This is a genomic window from Microbispora catharanthi (assembly GCF_006334915.2).
Lineage (GTDB): Bacteria > Actinomycetota > Actinomycetes > Streptosporangiales > Streptosporangiaceae > Microbispora > Microbispora catharanthi.
In genome coordinates, this window is sequence record NZ_VDMA02000005.1 from 403,598 (window position 1) to 421,587 (window position 17,990).

Genomic DNA, 17,990 nt, shown 5'->3' on the forward strand with positions numbered 1-17,990 from the left:
GAAGGACCACATGAGATCCCATAGCAGGCGGATCGCCTCGATGACGGCCGTGCTCGCGGCGGGCGCGCTGGCCCTGGCCGGCTGCGCCAAGGGCGGAGGGGGCGGAGCGCCCCAGAGCGCGGGGGGCGCCTCCCAGAAGCCGCTGGAGAACAAGGCCGTCAGCGCCATCTCGGTCGGCACCGCGGCCGACTCCACCGGCCCCGCCCCCGAGGTGCAGGGCGCCAAGTCCGGCGGCACGGTCTACATGATCGACCGGGACGACTTCAGCCACCTGGACCCGGGCCGCGTCTACGTGAACTACAACTCCTCGGTGTCCCACCTGTTCACCCGCCAGCTCACCGCGTACAAGCACGACGACTCGGGCAACATCAAGCTCGTCGGCGACCTGGCCACCGACACCGGCACCACCACCGACAACGGCAAGACGTGGAAGTTCACGCTCAAGGACGGCCTGAAGTGGCAGGACGGAACGCCGATCACCTCCGGTGACATCAAGTACAGCTTCGAGCGCCTGTTCGCCGACTTCATCACGGAGGGCCCGGACTACGCCGAGACCTGGCTGGTCCCGGACCCGAAGAAGCCGTTCCGCGACCAGTACAAGGGCCCGTACGACGGCAAGGAGCTCGACACGATCGAGACTCCGGACGACAAGACGGTGATCTTCCACCTCAACGGGCTGCACCCCGACTTCAACTTCACCGTGGCCATGACCGGCTACGGCGCCGTGCCCAAGGCGCAGGACACGAAGCAGAAGTACGACAAGCAGCCGTTCTCCTCGGGTCCGTACAAGATCGTGAGCCACATCACGGACAAGTCGATGGACCTGGAGCGCAACGAGAACTGGGACCCGAAGACCGACCCGATCCGGCACGCCTACCCGGACAAGTTCCACATGGAGTTCGGCCTTCAGTCGCAGCAGACCACCGAGCGCTTCATGGCCGACGCCGGCAACGACAAGCAGGCGTTCACCTTCCACAACCCGGTCGCGCCCGAGCGCACCCAGGAGGTGCTGAACGACCCCGAGCTGATGAAGCGGTCGCTGCAGGGCCTGACGCCGTTCACGACCTTCTACAACATCAACACCAAGCGGATCACCGACGTCAACGTCCGCAAGGCCATCATCACGGCCTGGCCGTCCAAGCAGATCCAGCAGCTCCAGGGTGGTGAGATCTCGGCCGGCAAGATCGCCACGACGGTCATGAGCCCGACGGTGCTCGGCTACGAGGCGTTCGACCTGTACAACAAGCTCCAGAAGCCCGAGGGCGACCCCGAGGCGGCCAAGGCGCTGCTCGCCAAGGCGGGCAACCCGAACCCGACCGTGGTCTACGCCTACAACCAGACGCCGACCCAGGAGAAGGTCACCGTCGCCATCAAGGAGGCGCTCGGCAAGGCCGGCTTCAAGGTGGTGGCCAAGCCGCTGAACGCGGGCACCTACTACGACGCCATCGGCCCGGTGGACAACAAGTACGACATCTACTGGGGCGGCTGGGCGGCCGACTGGCCGACCGGCTCGACCGCGATCCAGCCGCAGTACGACGGCCGTCTGATCTCCGACAACCAGCCGAACTACACGCACCTCAACATGCCGGAGATCAACGACGCCATCGACAAGGCCAACGCGATCGCCGACGCCGCCGAGGCGGGCAAGGCGTGGGCCGCGATCGACCGGCAGATCATGGACCAGGCCGCGATCGTCCCCGAGTTCTACCAGACCTACTTCGGCCTGTACGGCTCGGGCCTCGGCGGGGTCAAGTTCGACCCGGTCGAGGGCGAGCAGTCGGCGCTCGACATCTTCGTCAAGTAGCGGCAACCCGGGTCCGCCGCCCCTCCGCGGGGCGGCGGGCCCCAGGCCCGTCCCGCCCTCAGGAGCAAGTGCGAGACCATGACCAGCTATCTGGTACGCCGCGTCGCCGGCGCACTCGTGATCCTGATGATCATCAGCGCGATCACGTTCTACCTCTTCTACGCCGTCCCGCGTGACCCCGCCCGGGCGTTCTGCGGCAAGATCTGCCAGCCCGAGACGCTGGCGCTGATCCGGCACAACCTGGGCATGGACGAGCCGCTGTTCGTGCAGTACTGGCACTGGCTGGTCGGCATCTTCGCGGGCCGGGAGTTCGTCCAGTTCGGCTCCTGCCCGGCGCCCTGCCTCGGCTACTCCTTCGCCACCCAGGAGCCCGTCTTCAGCGCCATCGTCGACCGTTTCCCGGTGACGGTGTCGCTCACCCTCGGCGCCTCGGTGGTCATCCTGGCGTTCGGCATCCTCACCGGCATGATCGCGGCCTGGAAGGTCGGGCAGCCGCTCGACAAGATCGCCAGCTCCTCGTCGGTCATCGGGGCCTCGCTCCAGATCTACTTCGTCGGGCCGCTGCTGGCGTTCTACCTGGTGGACACCATGCAGCTGATCCCGCGCCCGTCCTACGTGCCGATCACCGAGAACCCGCTGGACTGGTTCACCCACCTGATGCTGCCGTGGGTGGTGCTGTCGATCATCTTCACCGCCAACTACACCCGCATGACCCGCTCCCAGATGGTCGAGCAGCTCGCCGAGGACTATGTCCGCACGGCGCGCGCCAAGGGCATGTCGAGCCGGTCGGTGTTCTTCCGGTTCGCCTGGCGCGGCGCGATGATCCCCATCCTCACGATCTTCGGTGTCGACCTCGCCACGCTCCTTGGTGGCGCGATCATCACCGAGCAGACGTTCAGCCTGCACGGCATCGGCGAGCTGGCCGTACGCGCCGTGCAGAACACCGACCTGCCGATGCTGCTCGGCGTGACCATCGTGGGCGCGGCGGCGATCGTCCTGCTGAACATCGTCGTGGACGTGCTCTACGCGTTCATCGACCCGCGGGTCCGCCTGAGCTGAGCCCCGCCCATCACGTCGAACGCCCAACCAAGTCGAACCGGGAACTGGAGCAGCAAGTGACCACCGTGTCGTGGAGCGGCGAGCCGGGGACCTCGCGCGGCCCCGGGCCGTTCCTGTCCGTCCGCGACCTGAGCGTCGAGTTCAGCACCGAGGACGGCATCGTGCACGCCGTCGACGGCCTGTCCTTCGATCTGGAGAAGGGCACCACGCTCGGCATCGTCGGCGAGTCCGGATCGGGCAAGTCGGTGACCAACCTCGCCATCCTCGGCCTGCACGACCCCGCCCACACGAAGATCGGCGGGGAGATCTGGCTGGAGGACCAGGAGCTGATCTCGGCGGGCCGCGGCACGATGGAGAAACTCCGCGGCAACCGCGTCGCCATGATCTTCCAGGACCCGCTCACCGCGCTGTCGCCGTTCCACACGATCGGCCGGCAGATCGGCGAGGTCTACCGCAAGCACAAGGGCGCGAGCAAGAAGGAGGCCCGCGACCGGGCCATCGAGATGCTCCGGCGCGTGGGCATCCCCCAGCCGGAGACGCGGGTGGACCACTACCCGCACGAGTTCTCCGGCGGCATGCGGCAGCGCGCGATGATCGCGATGGCGCTGGTGTGCGACCCCGACCTGCTCATCGCCGACGAGCCGACGACCGCGCTCGACGTGACCGTGCAGGCGCAGATCCTCGACCTGCTCAAGGAGCTTCAGCAGCAGTTCGGCACCGCGATCATCCTGATCACCCACGACCTCGGCGTCGTGGCCGGCACCGCCGACAACGTCCTGGTCATGTACGCCGGCCGGGCGGCCGAGCGCGGCACCGTCCGCGAGGTGCTGCGCGAGCCGCGCCACCCCTACACCTGGGGCCTGCTGTCGTCGATGCCGCGCCTGAACTCGTCCGTGGACGTCCCGCTGAGGCCGGTGCGCGGCACTCCCCCGAGCATGCTGAACCCGCCGTCCGGCTGCCCGTTCCACCCGCGCTGCGACTATCCGAAGCTCGCCGGGCCGGAGCTGTGCTTCAACCAGCGGCCGTCGATCTCCCCGGAGACCGGGCACGGCGACGCCTGCTACCTCACCCTCGAGCAGAAGAGGGAACTCCGCACCGCGAAGACCGAGGACCGCGCATGAACGAGACGCTGCTGGAGCTCAAGGAGCTGGTCAAGCACTTCCCCGTGCGGGGCGGCACGCTGATCAAGCGTCAGGTCGGGGCCGTCCACGCGGTGGACGGCGTCGACCTCACGGTCGGCGCGGGCGAGACCGTCGGTCTGGTGGGCGAGTCGGGCTGCGGCAAGTCCACCACCGGCCGCCTGGCGGCCCGCCTGCTCGAACCGACCTCGGGCAAGATCCTCTACCGGGGCCAGGACATCAGCCACAGCTCGCGCAAGCGGCTCAAGCCGATCCGCCCCGAGATCCAGATGATCTTCCAGGACCCCTACAGCTCGCTCAACCCGCGCCAGACCGTGGGCACGATCATCCGCGGGCCGATGGAGGTCAACGACATCAACCCGTCCGGCGGGCGCAAGAAGCGGGTCCAGGAACTGCTGGAGATCGTCGGACTCAACCCCGAGCACTTCAACCGCTTCCCGCACGAGTTCTCCGGCGGTCAGCGGCAGCGAATCGGGATCGCCCGGGCCCTGGCGCTCGACCCCAAGCTCATCATCGCCGACGAGCCGGTGTCGGCGCTGGACGTCTCCATCCAGGCCCAGGTGGTCAACCTGCTGCAGGAACTGCAGCGCGACCTCGGCATCGCGTTCCTGTTCATCGCGCACGACCTCGCCGTCGTACGGCACTTCTCCCAGCGCGTCGCCGTCATGTACCTCGGCAAGATCGTCGAGATCGGCGACCGCCAGTCGATCTACGAGCGGCCCCGGCATCCGTACACGCACGCCCTGCTGTCGGCCGTGCCCGAGCCGGACGTGTCGAGCGAGCCGCGCGAGCGCATCCGCCTGGCCGGAGACGTGCCCTCGCCGATCAACCCGCCGTCCGGGTGCCGGTTCCGCACGCGCTGCTGGAAGGCCCAGGACAAGTGCGCCACCGAGGTGCCGCCCCTGGTCAGGCTCAGCGGCAACCGCGAGGGTCACCTGACCGCCTGCCACTTCCCCGAGGCGCCCACCACGCAGGGTGAGGACGTGGTCCTCGACCCCGCCCTCGCCTGACGCGAGCACACGGGTTCGCAGCCGGTGAGTGAGCCCGCCGAGCGGGCGCTCGCCTCGTCAGGCCGTGCCGTACGGCACGGCCTGACGGACCGATAAGGAGGCGGCTTTCCCGGGCAGGGGAGCGTCCGCTCAGGCGGGCGGGGTGGCCCGCTCGGCGAGGCTGCGGAGTTCCGCGACGGCGCGGGCGGGGTCGTCGGCGCCGTAGACGGCGTTGCCCGCCACGAAGACGTCGGCCCCGGCCTCGGCGCAGCGTTCGATCGTCTCCACGGAGACGCCGCCGTCGACCTGGAGCCACACCTCGCCGCCGTACTTGTCGATCAGCGCCCGCGCCCGCGCCAGCTTCGGCAGCACGATGTCGAGGAAGCGCTGCCCGCCGAAGCCCGGCTCGACGGTCATGACGAGCAACATGTCGATCTCGGGCAGCAGGTCCTCGTACCCTTCGACGGCGGTCGCCGGGTTCAGCGCCAGACCGGCCCTCGCCCCCGCGGCGCGGATCGCCCGCAGCGTACGCACGGCGGCCTTGGCCGCCTCCGCGTGGATGGTGACGCTGGCGGCTCCCGCCTCCGCGTAGTCCGGCGCCCACCGGTCCGGGTCCTGGACCATGAGGTGGCAGTCGATCGGCGTCGAGGTGGTCTTCAGCAGCGACTCGACGACCGGCAGGCCGAGCGTCAGGTTCGGCACGAAGTGGTAGTCCATCACGTCGACGTGGAGCCAGTCGGCGACGTTCTCCACCCGTGCGGCCTCGTCGGCGAGGCGGGCGAAGTCTGCGGACAGGATGCTGGGCGAGATCTGAACGGCCATAGTGCCTGCAGTCTATTTCGCCCGGGCGTCCGCCCGGCCCTGTGTCCGGCTCCCGTCGACAGGCGAGAGTTCGCGTACCTGGGCTTACAGGTTGGATGTGTCCGCCTGGACGTCAGGGGCGAGCTGCCGGCGATGCGATGGCGAGCCGGTGGATTCGTCGCTCTGCTGATAGTCGGTGAGGTCGCGCAGGTGCCGGATCGACGAGGCCAGCAGGACCAGCGGTATGCAGACGGCCGCGACGACAAAGATCATCAGGGTGACCCGGCCGCCGAGCACCCCGGCGATCAGTCCGGCGATCAACCCGCCGATCGGGATCGCACCCCAGGAGACGAAGCGGACCGTGGCCATCACCCGAGGCAGCAGGTCGGGCGGGCTGGCGATCTGCCGGTACGTGCGGGTCACCACACTGAGCATCACGACGCCGGCGGCGAATACCACGTTGCCCGCGGCGAATGCGGCGAAGCCCTGCCAACCGGTGCCGAGGGGAACGACGAGCGCCCCGGCGACCGCGACGAAGCCGGCGACGATCAGGGTGCGGGCGGTGCCGAGCCTGGCCGTGACCTGGTTCGTCAAAGCCGCGCCGATCAGCGTGCCGACGCCGTCCGCCGCCAGCAGCAGGCCGACGAGGCCGGGTTCGGCGTGCAGCTCGCGTACGAGGTACAACGCGTAGAGCGCGTGCTGTGCCCCGCAGACCGTGTTGGCCGCGGTGGCGGCCCACATGCACGGACCCATGACCGGGTGGTGCACGACGAAGCGCCAGCCTTCGCGGATCATCGCGCGCACCGGTGGCCAGCGGTCGGGGGCCTCTGCGCGGCGTTCGGGCAGGGTCCGCAGCAGCAGGGCTGAGACAAGGTAGCCGGCCGCGTCGACGAGGAGGGTGGGCACCGCCCCGAGCACCTGGACGACGAGGCCGCCGACCGACGGCCCACCGAGCTGAGTAGTGGCATGGGTGCCGGACGTCAGGCTGTTGCGGGACTGCAACTGCTCCTTGGTCACGATCGACGGCAGGAAGGTCGAGTTGGCGACGTCGAAGACGACGTTCGCGAAGCTCATCACGAGGGCCACGATCACCAGCTGGGCGATCGTCAGCCGGTCCAGCCACCAGGTCAGCGGGATGGAGACGACCGCCGCCGCGCGGATCAGGTCGGCGCCGACCTGGACCCTTCTCATGGGGAGTCGCTGCACCACCACCCCGGCGGGCAGGCCTATCACGATCCAGGCGACGTAACCGGCGGCGGCGATCATGCCCATCTCGAGCGCGGAGGCGTCGAGCACCGTCAAGGCCGTCAGCGGCAGCGCCACTGCGCCTACCGCCGAGCCGACCGCGCTGGTCGTGCCGGCCGTCCACCACCGCCAGAAGACGCCCGCCCCACCTCCACTGTCGATTCCCATCCGGCGCCTCTTGCTCGAGAGGCGGCCCTATTCCGATCGCCCGCCGCGCTACGACTACGTGCTGACCACGAAGGGTGAAGGCCTGCTGCCGGCGCTCATCGCCCTGCAGGATTGGGGCGCCAGACATGTGATGGGCGATGGGGCGCTGACCGCGACCAGCGAGGGCGGGTCCGCCGAGAGCCGTCGCGTGCGCGAGCTGGTCAACCGGAAAATGCCGGATGTCGTGCTGGAGCGACATGACGGCGAGCCGGTCACGCCCAACGCGGCGGGCGTCTGGACCGTGCTCTACTTCTTCCCCGGCGCCTTCGCCCCGGGCACTCAGGGCTACCCGCCCGGTTGGGCGGACATCCCGGGGACGAAGGGGTGCACTTTGGAGGCTCTCACCTACGCGTCACGGTGTGCCGACTTCGAGGCGGCAGGTGCCACGATCCGAGGCGTGAGCACCCAGCGCCCCGACCAGTTGGCAGCCTTCGTCACGCACGCGAGGTTGTCCTACCCCCTCCTGTCCGACCAGGACAGCAAACTCGCCGCCGGGCTGCTGCTGCCGACCTTCCGAACGGCCGGCGTCGACCGCTTCAAGCGCCTCACCCTGTTGGTCGACCCCGACGCGATCATCCGGGCGGTGCAGTTTCCGATCAGCGATCCGGCCGGTTCAGTGGATGAGATGCTCGCCCTCGTCCGCGGTCGATGACGACGATCCCTGTCAGGAGCGGCGCAGCAGCGCCAGGAACATCGCGTCCGTGCCGTGCCGGTGCGGCCAGAACTGCGCGTACGGGCCGTCGCCGAGGCCGGGCACCTCGGGCAGGTACGCGCGGGCGTCCAGCACCTCGACGCGGTCGCGCACGTCCTCCACCACGGCCCGGGTCTCGGCCAGGTGCGGCGAGCAGGTCACGTACGCCACGACGCCGCCCGGGCGGACGGCCTCCAGCGCCGAGTCGAGCAGCCGCCGCTGCAGCGCGGTGAGCTCGGGGATGCTCCGGGGGTCGCGCCGCCACCGGGCCTCCGGCCGCCTGCGCAGGGCGCCGAGCCCGGTGCAGGGGGCGTCGAGCATCACCCGGTCGAACGCGCCGGGCCGCCAGGCGGGCCGCGTGCCGTCGGCCGTGATCACCTTCGCCTCGCGGGTGGTGCCCCACACCAGCCGGGCGCGGTGATACTGCACGTCGGCGCCGAGCAGCCGGGCGTCCCGCTGCGCGGCCACCGCGTCGAGCAGCCCGGCCTTCCCTCCGGGGCCGGCGCACATGTCCAGCCAGGTGGAGTCCCGGTCGAGCGGCACGCGGGTCAGCGCGAGCGCGACGAGCTGGCTGGCCTCGTCCTGCACCGCGGCCCGCGCCTCCCCCACCGCGGGGATGGAGCCCGGGTCGCCCTCCGGCAGGTAGACCGCGTACGGCGAGTAGGCGCCCCGCTCGCCCCCGGCCGCGACCAGCTCCTCCACCGTGGCCCGTCCCGGCCGCGCCACCAGTGCCACGCGGGGCCGTTCGTTGTCGGCCTCCAGCAGCGCGGCCGCCTCGTCCACGTCCCCGCCCACCGCGTCGCGCAGGGCGGTGACGATCCAGCGCGGGTGGCTGTAGGTGACCGCCAGGTTGCCGACCGGGTCCTGCGCCCGCGGCGGGGCGACGATCTCCAGCCACTCCTCCAGCGTGCGGCCCGCGACCTTGCGCAGCACGGCGTTGGCATAGCGGGACGGGCCCGGCCCTACGCGCAGCCGTACGAGGTCGATGGTGGCGCTGACCGCCGCGTGGGGCGGGATCCGCGTGCGCAGAAGCTGGTGGACCCCGAGACGCACCGCGTCGAGCAGCGGCGGGTCCACCTCCTCAGGCGGCCGATCACTGCACGCGGCGATGACCTCGTCGTAGGTCCCGAGGCCGCGCAGCGTGCCGTACGCCAGCTCGGTGGCGAGGGCCGCGTCGCGTCCCGTGATGCGCCGCTGCCGCAGCAGGGTCGGCATGAGCAGGTTGGCGTAGGCGTCGCGCTCGTCGACGGCCCGCATCAGGTCGTAGGCGGCGTTGCGCGCCTCGTCGCGGGGCGGGCGCCCGCGGCCCTGCCTCGGCTGCCCGGCCTTAGCCGCGTGCGCGGCCTGCCCGCCGTGGCCCGCCCTGCCGCCGTGTCCCGGGCGGCCCTGCCCTCTGCCGCCACCAGTGCCGCCACCAGTGCCGCCGCTCTGGCCGCTCCCCTGGCCGCGCCGCCCGCCGCCGCCCTGACCTCTGCCCTGCTTCACGGTGTCACCCTCGACCCTGCCACCTTCGACGCTGCCGCCTACGACCCTGTCACTCGCTGATCCGCTGCCTTCGGCTCCGCCGCTCACCGAGACGGCTCCGGCTCAGCGGCCCGCTCTCCGCTACCCGCCATGCCGTCCGCCCGGCACGGTGCCGGGGCCGGGATCCCGGCGGGCGGGGCCCTTCAGACCAGGGTCTCACCGTCCGCGAACCGGACGCCGCGGCCCCATTCGGCCGCACTCATCTGCCGCTTGCCCTGCGGCTGCACCTCGCCGAGCTCCACGGGGTGGGTGCCGGTCCCGACGAGGACGGCCTTCCGCGTGGCCGCGATCTCTCCCGGGGCGAGCTTGTCCGCGTCGGGCGCGAGCCGCACCGGGCCGATCTTGACCCGCTGGCCGCGGAACTCGGCCCACGCACCAGGAGCCGGAGTGCAGGCCCGCACCAGCCGGTCCACCCGCATGGCGGGCGCGGCCCAGTCGATCCTGGCGTCCTCGACCGTGATCTTCGGGGCCAGGCTGACGCCGTCCGCGGGCTGCGGACGCGCCTCAAGCGTGCCGTCCTCGACGCCGTCGAGGGTGGCCAGCAGCAGGCCCGCCCCCGCCTCCGCGAGCCGGGCCAGCAGCGCGCCGCTCGTGTCGTCCGGACGGATCCGCTCGGTGAGCACGCCGAACACCGGCCCCGCGTCCAGCTCCTTCACGATGCGGAAGGTCGAGGCGCCGGTGACGTCGTCGCCGTGCAGCACGGCGTGCTGCACGGGCGCCGCGCCGCGCCAGGCGGGCAGCACGGAGAAGTGCAGGTTGATCCACCCCTGCGGGGGGATGTCGAGCGCTGCCTGCGGCAAGAGGGCGCCGTACGCGACCACGGGGCAGCAGTCGGGGCCGATCGCCCTCAGCCGGTCGAGAAACTCCGGGTCTCCGGCCTTCGCCGGTCTGAGCACCTCGATCCCCGACTCCTCCGCGAGCTGGGCCACCGGGCTGGGGTGCACCTTGCGTCCCCGGCCCGACTGCGCGTCCGGCCGGGTCACCACGGCCGCCACCTCGTGACGGGGCGAGTCCAGCAGGGCGCGCAGCGACGGGAGCGCGGTGTCGGGCGTGCCGGCGAAGACCAGGCGCACTACAGGGCCCTTCCCTGCGTGGCGTGCGGCGAGATCTTCACCACCGGTGCCGACAGGCCGCTCCACTCGGCCTCGCGGATCGCCTTCATGGCGAGCTTGCGCTGCTTGGCGTCCAGCCGGTCGATGAACAGCACGCCGTCCAGGTGGTCGGTCTCGTGCTGGAAGCAGCGCGCCATGAGGTCGGTGCCCTCGATCGTCACCGGCTCGCCGTGCATGGTGAAGCCCTTGGCCACCGCCCTGATCGCGCGGGGCGTCGGGAAGGTCAGGCCGGGGAAGGACAGGCAGCCCTCCTCGCCCTCCTCGTCCGTCTCGCCGCCGAGGTCGAGTTCGGGATTGATGAGGTGCCCGAGCTGATCGTCCACGTAGTAGGTGAACACGCGCAGGCCGACGCCGATCTGCGGCGCGGCAAGGCCCGCGCCCGGCGCGTCCATCATCGTGTCGGTCAGGTCCTTGACGAGCTTGCGCAGTTCCTTGTCGAAGTCGACCACCGGCTCGGCCGGAGTGCGCAGCACCGGGTCGCCGAACAGGCGGATCGGCTGAATGGCCAAGGGTTGGCTCCGTTCACGTCACGTACACGAGGAGGATCACCCCAGTCTACGGGCGTGAACGCACCTTCATCGCCGTCTTCCTGGCGGTCTTCGCGATCAGCGGATCGGGATGGTGCCTGCCGAGCATCTCCAGCACCGCGAGGGCGTCGGGATGGTCGGCCCGGCCCATCTCGGGCACCAGCGTGAGCAGATCCTCCCCGAGGAGGTCGAAATGGGCCACCGAGTCGACCGGCGCGCCGATGTAGAGCAGGGCGGCGAGGGTGTCCACCGCCACCCAGGCCCCGTCACCCTCGCCGAGGGCCGGTGCCTCCAGGTCCCGCACGCCCAGCCAGGCCGCGGCGTAGCGCCACATCATCGGCTCGTCCAGGGCCTCCCGCACGGCCTGCGCGGCCTCCGGGCCCAGCTCCTCGAGCACGGTCCCCGCGGTGCCGCGCTGGGCGGCGTTGCCCGACGCGGCGATCTTGATGAGCTCACGCGCCGCGTCCTCCGGCACCCGGCGCTCCAGCCACAGCGTGGCGGCGCTGGCGGAGGCCCGGCCGGTCAGCATGGCGTCGATGAGGTCGGCGGCGCCCAGCTCGGCGAGCGCGGCCACCTCGCCGAGCGACGGCGCGTCGTGCCCCTCCCTCAGCAGGTCGCGGCGCACGGCCCACACGCCCGGCTGGCTGAGCCGGACGAGCTCCCCGCTCAGCTCGATCAGCCCGCAGTACTCCAGCAGCGCCATGGCCGCCGCCAGCTCCCCCGGCAGGGTCATCCGCAGCCGCCGCAGGTCCGCAGGCCGCGCCTCGCAGCCCACCTCGTGGGCCTGGAGGATGCCGCCAGCCAGGGCGGCGAGCGGCATGCCCTCACGCACCGAGTAGATCGTCGCGAGGATCTCGGTGAGGTGCTCGTCGACGACGGCCGACCCGGTCAGGCCCTCCTCGGTCCGGTCGAGCACGTCCATGACCACGCCGTCCCAGAACTCCATGGGGTCGGGCACGCCGGGCCCGGGGCGGGCGCCCTGCCGGGTGACCTCCACGAGACGGCCGTTGACCGCGACCACCCACAGCAGGCGCAGCCTGGCTGCCTCCAGGCCCAGCTCGGCGACGACCGCCTCGGCCTCGGCGGGGTGCGGCAGCCCCTGCTCGGTCACCTCGCACACACCCCGGGGAGAGGCGGCGCACCGGGCCCCGACCCACTTGGCGATGCGGCGGGCGTCCCGCACGAGCGGGACCTCCCGCACCGCGTGGACGAGCTGCTCGTCGGGGGCGATGTCGACCGGCGGGAAGGTGAGCACGTCGCTGTCGGCCATTCCAGCAACTTACTGCACAGCAGTCACCTGATGCCCCGCGAACGAGCCTTGAACGCCGCTTTCCGGGCGGCTTTGGCGGCCGCCTGGTCCGGCAGCGTGCTGCCGAGCAGTTCGAGAACCTCGACCACGTCGGGGTGGTCCACCCGCCACATGTCCTCGATCAGATGCGCGGGCGGCCCAGAGGCCGCGATGTTCTCCGCGAAACCCTCCGGGTCGGCCTCGGCGGCGGGCAGTGCGAGCGCGAGCATGTCGACGCTCACCCACAGAACCTCCTCGGGGGTGAGCGCGGGCGCGTCCAGGCCCCGCGAGGACAGCCAGTGGATGGCGTGCGGGCGCAGTTCGGCGTCGTCCAGGTAGGACCGCACGACCGGCGCCGCCTCGACGCCCAGCCGGTCCACGATGGTCACGGCGACCCCGCGCACCTCCGCCGGGGCGCCGGCCACGGCGGCGAGCAGCTCCGACGCCGCCTGCTCCGGGGTGCGCCGCGACAGCCACTCGGCGATGTCCCGCTCGGCCGCCTCGTCCGCCGTGCCGTCGCCGATCAGGCCGGCGATCAGCCCGCTCGCGTCGCCCTCGGCCGGTGCGGGCGCGAGCGGCGCGTCCAGGCCCATGCCGGCGTACACCTCCCGCAGGCCCCACAGGGCGTGCGAGGTCAGGGCCAGGCCGTCCTCGGTGCGCTGGACCGTTCCCGCGTACGCCAGAGCGCTCAGCGCCTCGTCCAGCCTGCCGACCGGCCGCCCGGCGGCCACTTCGCGCAGGTAGTCGGCGAGCGCGTCCACCGGGACGGGCGACTGCAGCCGGTAGAGCAGGTCGTGGATCTGGGACATCCCCTCGTCCACCACCGCCTCCCCGGTGAGCGGCACTGACCTCTCGACGAGGAACTCCAGCGCCGACCGCCACAGGTCGAGCAGCTCGTCCTCACCGCGCGCGTCCAGCTCACGGAAGTCCTCCGCGACCACGACGGCCGTGCCGTCGAGCCGGGCCAGGCCCAGGTCGAGCGCGAGGCGCCACGCCGGTTCTGGACACTCGACGCCGAGCTCGGCCGTGCACGCCCGCGCGTCCCTGACGCGCAGCGACCGGCGCGTCGTCACCGTGCGGCCGCCCTCCACCAGCCACGTCACCACCCGGTGGGCGTCGCGCAGCAGCGGCACCTCGCGCACGGCCAGCGCCACATCCTCGCGCGGCGCGAGCCGTACGGGCGGCAGGGGCGCGCAGCCGGGGCAGTCGCACTCGTCGCCGTCCGCCGCGCCCTGGGTCCCCACCCCCCGGGCCGCGTCGAGCTCCAGGGAGTCGGGCCCGATGGCGCTGAACAGGCTCTTGGCCATGCCGAACTTGGACGTGTCCGCGAGCGCCTGCGGCATCTCCGGCTCGATGCGGTCGATGGTCTCCCGCATCCGGGCGGCCGTCTTGCTGCCGATCTCGCCCGTGTCCAGCAGGAACTCGACCAGTGTCCGCGCCGCGGCGACCGTCTCCGGCGCGCTCTCCGGCGGTGCGATGACCTTGCGCGGGTAGATTTCCAGCAGGAGCTCCTCGAAGGTGCCCGGCCGGAAATCGCCCAGTTCGTTCACCTCCAGGTAGTCGCTGGCGTAGTCGCACAGCAGACGTACCTCGTCGACGTCGACCTCGACGTTCCGCTCGCGCCCCCAGGCGCGCAGGCCGTCGACGGCCCGGTTCACCCATTCGATCGACACACAGGCACGCTAACGGCTCGCTTTGTGCGAGGCGAATCGGTCAGATGAGGTCGAGCGGATCAATGTTCACACGTACCACGTCGGGCGTCTTGCGCGCGGAGCGCACACCGGAGGCTCCCTTGAGCGCGCGGGCCAGCGCGGACCCGAGGTGGCGCGGCACCCGGACCATGGCCCGTTCCAGCCCGTCCTCCACCGGCACCGGGCCCAGCACCTGCGCCCCGGGAGGCAGCCCGGCGCCCGCCAGCGTCTCCCTGACCGCCGCGCCCGGGCCCGTCAGCGTCGCCATCCGCACGGCCGGGGGAAAACCCAGCTCGGCCCGCTCGTCGAGCTCGCGTTCGGCGAAGGTGACGGGGTCCCAGCGCAGCAGCGCCTGTACGGCGGGCACCGCGGCGTCGGCCAGGACGACCAGCTCGCCCGCGGGCCGCAGCAGGGCGGCCGCGTTCGTCCAGCGCCGCAGCGCCTCCTCGGCCGCGCGCAGGTCGGGGCGGCCCAGCAGCGCCCATCCGTCGAGCAGCACGGCGGCCGCGTAGCCGCCGTCCGGCACCGGCTCGGCCCCTGGCGTCGCCACGACCAGCGCGGGGGCGCCGCTCACCGTCGCGAGCACGCCGTCGCGCCCGCTGGTGCGCACGGCCACCGAAGGAAAGGCCCGGCCCAGCTCCTCGGCGGTGCGCCGCGCGCCCACGATGACGGCCCGCACGCCGGTCCCGCCGCAGGACGGGCAGCGCCAGTCGCCCGCGATCCGGCCGCACCAGCGGCAGTAGGGCACGGCGTGCCCGCCGCGCAGCGCGAGCGGGCCCGAGCACACGGGTCCGGTGGCCGTGGGTTCTACGAGCACGGGTTCCGCGAGCACGGGTTCCGCGGCCCCGGGCGCCGGGACCGGGCGCACCGGCGGCAGGCCCGAGCAGCGGGCGGGGGCGCGGCAGTGGCGGCACGCCAGCGCGGGCAGGTAGCCCCTGCGCGGCACCTGGACGAGCACGGGACCGTGCTCCAGTCCCTCCCGCAGCGCCCGCCAGGCGAGGCTGGGCAGGCGGGCCGCCCTGGCCGCCTGGTCGCGGGCCAGCTCCGCGTCGTCGCCCGCCGGGCGCACCCGGGGCGCCCGGGCCCTGACCGCCGTCCGGTCGGGGACGAGCGGGGCCGCCCAGCCCGTTTCGGCGAGCGCCGTGGCCTCGGCGGTGCGGGCGTAGCCGCCGACGAGCAGGCCCGCCCCGGCCTGGTGCGCCCGCAGGCCGAGGACCTCCCGCGTGTGCGGGTAGGGCGCGTGGCGCTCGGCGTGCAGGTCGTCGCCGTCGTCCCAGACGACCGCCAGCCCGAGGCGGGCCACCGGCGCGTACGCCGCGGGGCGGTTGCCCACCACGATCCCGATCTCGTCGCGCAACGCCTTGAGCCACCGCCGGTAGCGCTCCGCGGGCCCGAGGTCCGCCGTGATCGCCACGTGCGGCGTCTCCCCCAGCGCCGCGGTCACCAGCGCCACGTCCTTGCCGTCGGGCACCACCACGACGACGCCCCTGCCGCCGTCCAGCGTCGCCCGCGCGGCGGCCGCGATGGCGTGCGGCCACGAGGGCCCGCCGGCGTCCGTGCCGGGCAGGGCCGTCCACACGGCGCGCGGCGCCCTGCCTTCGGCCAGCGCCTCCAGGAAGGAGGCACCCGCCGGGTAGGCCCTCCAGGCGTCGCCGTAGGCCCGCACCGCCCGCCGCCCCGCCGCCTCGTGTGGCACGGCCTCGTGTGGCACGGCCTCGTGTGGCACGGCCTCGTGTGGCACGGCCTCCCCTGGCGTCGCCTCCCCATGGAGCGTCACCGCGTGGATCGCCGCCGCGGGTGCCGCGTCTTCGTGGGCCGCATCCTGCCCGGTGAATCCCGCATTCTGCTCTGTGAATCCCGCATTCTGCTCTGCGGGCCCCGCGCCCTCGACGGGGCTTGACCGCGGGCCACCGGCGTCCGCCGTCGCGCGTACGGGCCCGGTGGCAGGCGGGGATGCGTCGCCGTCGGCGGCGCCGGGGGAAGCCGCCCGGCGCGCGGGGGTCCTCGCCTCGGCCTCGACCCGGGCGTGCCGCGGCGGAACGGCCAGACGCAGGACGTCGGACATGGTCCCGGCGTACCGGTCGGCCACGGCGCGGGCCAGCCGCGCGATGTCGGGGGTGAGGACGGGCTCCGGGGAGATCACCCGCTCCAGAAAGGACAGCCGGCCCTCGTGCTCGCTCTCGGAGAGCCGTTCGAGCAGGTAGCCGTCGGCCAATTGCCCGGCGAAGCGGACGCGCACCCGGCAGCCGGGCACCGCCTCGGCGTCCATCGTGGTGGGCACGAGGTAGTCGAAGGGCCGGTCGAGGTGCGGCAGCGGCGTGTCCACGACGACCCTGGCGACGGGAAGGTTCGGCGCCGCCTCGCGCGCGCCCTTGGACGCGCCCGCCCGCCCTGCGCTTCCGCGCGCCCGCTCAGCCGTCCCGCGCGTCCGCTCGGTGCCTCCCCGCGTCCGCTCGGTGGGCCGCTGCGGGGCGGCCGGGGGCGCCGGAAGGAGCGCCTCCTGAGGATGCGGGGCGCGGGTCGGCTCGGTCACGTCTCCGTCCTACCAGACCCCGCGAGCCGTAATCACACGTACGCCCGCCGCCTGTGGACGTCCGGGTATCCGCCGGGCACGCGCGGGCGGCGCCCGCCCTCAGTGGCGGGCGCCGCCCGGTGCGACGATGATCGCGGAGCTCGTCAGGCGCAGGTCACAGGCCCGCGGCCTTACGCAGGGCGTCGGCCCGGTCCGTGGACTCCCAGGAGAAGCCCTCACGGCCGAAGTGGCCGTAGGCGGCGGTCTCGGAGTAGATCGGGCGCAGCAGGTCGAGGTCGCGGATGATCGCGGCAGGACGCAGGTCGAAGACCTGGAGCACCGCGTCCTGGATCACGTTGACCGGCGCCTTCTCGGTGCCGAACGTCTCGACGAACAGACCGACCGGCTGGGCCTTGCCGATGGCGTAGGCGACCTGGACCTCGCAGCGGTCGGCCAGGCCGGCCGCGACGACGTTCTTGGCGACCCAGCGCATGGCGTACGCGGCCGAGCGGTCGACCTTGGACGGGTCCTTGCCGGAGAAGGCGCCGCCGCCGTGCCGGGCCATGCCGCCGTAGGTGTCGATGATGATCTTGCGGCCGGTGAGCCCGGCGTCGCCCATGGGCCCGCCGATCTCGAAGCGGCCGGTCGGGTTGACCAGCAGGCGGTAGCCCTCGGTCTCGATCTCCAGGTCGGCCAGCACCGGCTCGACCACGTGCTCGCGGATGTCGGGCGTCAGCATCTCCCGCAGGTCGATCTCCGGAGCGTGCTGCGTGGAGACGACAACGGTGTCGAGGCGGACGGGCCGGTCACCGTCGTACTCGATGGTGACCTGGGTCTTGCCGTCCGGGCGCAGGTAGGGAACGGTGCCGTTCTTCCGCACCTCGGACAGGCGCCGGGCCATCCGGTGCGCGAGCTGGATCGGCAGCGGCATCAGCTCGGGGGTCTCACGGCAGGCGTAGCCGAACATCAGGCCCTGGTCGCCCGCGCCCTGACGGTCGAAGTCGTCGGAACCCTCGCCCGCGCGGTGCTCGTAGGCGTCGTCCACGCCCTGCGCGATGTCCGGCGACTGCGCTCCGATGGACACCGACACGCCGCAGGAGGCGCCGTCGAAGCCCTTGTGGGAGGCGTCGTAGCCGATCTCGAGGATCTTCTCGCGGATCAGGGCGGGGATGTCGACATAGGTCTCCGTCGTCACCTCGCCGGCGACGTGGACCTGGCCAGTAGTGATGAGCGTCTCGACGGCGACCCGGCTCTTGGGGTCGTCCTTGAGCATGGCGTCGAGAATCGCGTCACTGATCTGGTCGGCGATCTTGTCCGGGTGGCCCTCGGTGACCGACTCGGAGGTGAACAGGCGACGGGACAACTCAGGGCTCCTCATGCAGCGGCTGCTGACGTCCATGA

14 protein-coding genes are annotated in these 17,990 nt (G+C 72.4%); 5 read left to right on the forward strand and 9 right to left on the reverse strand.

All coding sequences use genetic code 11. The features are described 5' to 3' along the window. The first annotated feature begins 10 nt into the window (after positions 1–10). The 4 genes from FH610_RS12390 (at position 11) to FH610_RS12405 (ending at position 5,012) form a co-directional block, all read left to right on the forward strand. Positions 11–1,804 carry an ABC transporter substrate-binding protein gene (locus FH610_RS12390; protein ID WP_139574460.1) on the forward strand — a complete coding sequence of 598 codons (1,794 nt, stop codon included), beginning with the start codon at positions 11–13 and terminating at the stop codon, positions 1,802–1,804. 78 nt (positions 1,805–1,882) lie between these two features. Next, a complete protein-coding gene (locus tag FH610_RS12395; RefSeq protein WP_139574461.1) occupies positions 1,883–2,863 on the forward strand; it encodes an ABC transporter permease in 981 nt (326 codons plus the stop codon). A 56-nt stretch (positions 2,864–2,919) separates the two neighbouring features. After that, positions 2,920–3,984: an ABC transporter ATP-binding protein gene (locus FH610_RS12400; RefSeq protein WP_139574462.1), complete on the forward strand. Its 1,065-nt coding sequence runs from the start codon at positions 2,920–2,922 to the stop codon at positions 3,982–3,984. Continuing rightward, on the forward strand, positions 3,981–5,012 hold the full coding sequence (locus FH610_RS12405; protein WP_139574463.1) for an ABC transporter ATP-binding protein: 1,032 nt from the start codon (positions 3,981–3,983) through the stop codon (positions 5,010–5,012). The genes FH610_RS12400 and FH610_RS12405 overlap by 4 nt, the downstream gene beginning before the upstream one ends. A 129-nt stretch (positions 5,013–5,141) precedes the next feature. On the opposite strand, the gene rpe is transcribed toward FH610_RS12405, so the two are convergent. Next, entirely contained in the window at positions 5,142–5,813 is a 672-nt protein-coding gene (rpe, locus tag FH610_RS12410) for a ribulose-phosphate 3-epimerase (protein WP_139574464.1), read from the reverse strand. 84 nt (positions 5,814–5,897) lie between these two features. After that, positions 5,898–7,205 (reverse strand): MFS transporter, encoded by a 1,308-nt coding sequence (locus FH610_RS12415; RefSeq protein ID WP_205825716.1) that lies wholly within the window; start codon positions 7,203–7,205, stop codon positions 5,898–5,900. A gap of 10 nt (positions 7,206–7,215) precedes the next feature. Here FH610_RS12415 and FH610_RS12420 point away from each other — a divergent pair, with 10 nt between their 5' ends. Continuing rightward, the gene (locus FH610_RS12420) at positions 7,216–7,896 is read left to right on the forward strand and encodes a redoxin domain-containing protein (protein ID WP_205825717.1); all 681 of its coding nucleotides are present in this window, start codon (positions 7,216–7,218) and stop codon (positions 7,894–7,896) included. A gap of 12 nt (positions 7,897–7,908) precedes the next feature. Here the strand turns inward: FH610_RS12420 and FH610_RS12425 are convergent, their stop codons facing one another. The 7 genes from FH610_RS12425 to metK form a co-directional block, all read right to left on the reverse strand. Next, positions 7,909–9,420: an RsmB/NOP family class I SAM-dependent RNA methyltransferase gene (locus tag FH610_RS12425; RefSeq protein ID WP_139574467.1), complete on the reverse strand. Its 1,512-nt coding sequence runs from the start codon at positions 9,418–9,420 to the stop codon at positions 7,909–7,911. A 182-nt stretch (positions 9,421–9,602) separates the two neighbouring features. Further along, a complete protein-coding gene (gene fmt / locus FH610_RS12430; protein WP_139574468.1) occupies positions 9,603–10,532 on the reverse strand; it encodes a methionyl-tRNA formyltransferase in 930 nt (309 codons plus the stop codon). Next, positions 10,532–11,080 carry a peptide deformylase gene (def, locus tag FH610_RS12435; protein WP_139574469.1) on the reverse strand — a complete coding sequence of 183 codons (549 nt, stop codon included), beginning with the start codon at positions 11,078–11,080 and terminating at the stop codon, positions 10,532–10,534. The genes fmt and def overlap by 1 nt, the downstream gene beginning before the upstream one ends. A gap of 46 nt (positions 11,081–11,126) precedes the next feature. Beyond that, positions 11,127–12,368, reverse strand: a complete 1,242-nt coding sequence (locus FH610_RS12440; RefSeq protein ID WP_139574470.1) for a hypothetical protein — start codon at positions 12,366–12,368, stop codon at positions 11,127–11,129. Positions 12,369–12,391: 23 nt separating this feature from the next. Beyond that, positions 12,392–14,059, reverse strand: a complete 1,668-nt coding sequence (locus tag FH610_RS12445) for a hypothetical protein (RefSeq protein ID WP_139574471.1) — start codon at positions 14,057–14,059, stop codon at positions 12,392–12,394. 40 nt (positions 14,060–14,099) lie between these two features. After that, entirely contained in the window at positions 14,100–16,610 is a 2,511-nt protein-coding gene (locus FH610_RS12450) for a primosomal protein N' (protein ID WP_240808914.1), read from the reverse strand. A 154-nt stretch (positions 16,611–16,764) separates the two neighbouring features. Beyond that, positions 16,765–17,952 (reverse strand): methionine adenosyltransferase, encoded by a 1,188-nt coding sequence (gene metK / locus FH610_RS12455; RefSeq protein WP_139574472.1) that lies wholly within the window; start codon positions 17,950–17,952, stop codon positions 16,765–16,767. Positions 17,953–17,990: the final 38 nt, after the last annotated feature.

Bases quoted from the DNA above. Each gene is read 5' to 3' on its own strand.
- FH610_RS12390 (WP_139574460.1), top strand. From the start codon at position 11: ATGAGATCCCATAGCAGGCGGATCGCCTCGATGACGGCCGTGCTCGCG.
- FH610_RS12395 (WP_139574461.1), top strand. From the start codon at position 1,883: ATGACCAGCTATCTGGTACGCCGCGTCGCCGGCGCACTCGTGATCCTG.
- FH610_RS12405 (WP_139574463.1), top strand. From the start codon at position 3,981: ATGAACGAGACGCTGCTGGAGCTCAAGGAGCTGGTCAAGCACTTCCCC.
- rpe (WP_139574464.1), bottom strand. From the start codon at position 5,813: ATGGCCGTTCAGATCTCGCCCAGCATCCTGTCCGCAGACTTCGCCCGC.
- FH610_RS12415 (WP_205825716.1), bottom strand. From the start codon at position 7,205: ATGGGAATCGACAGTGGAGGTGGGGCGGGCGTCTTCTGGCGGTGGTGG.
- FH610_RS12440 (WP_139574470.1), bottom strand. From the start codon at position 12,368: ATGGCCGACAGCGACGTGCTCACCTTCCCGCCGGTCGACATCGCCCCC.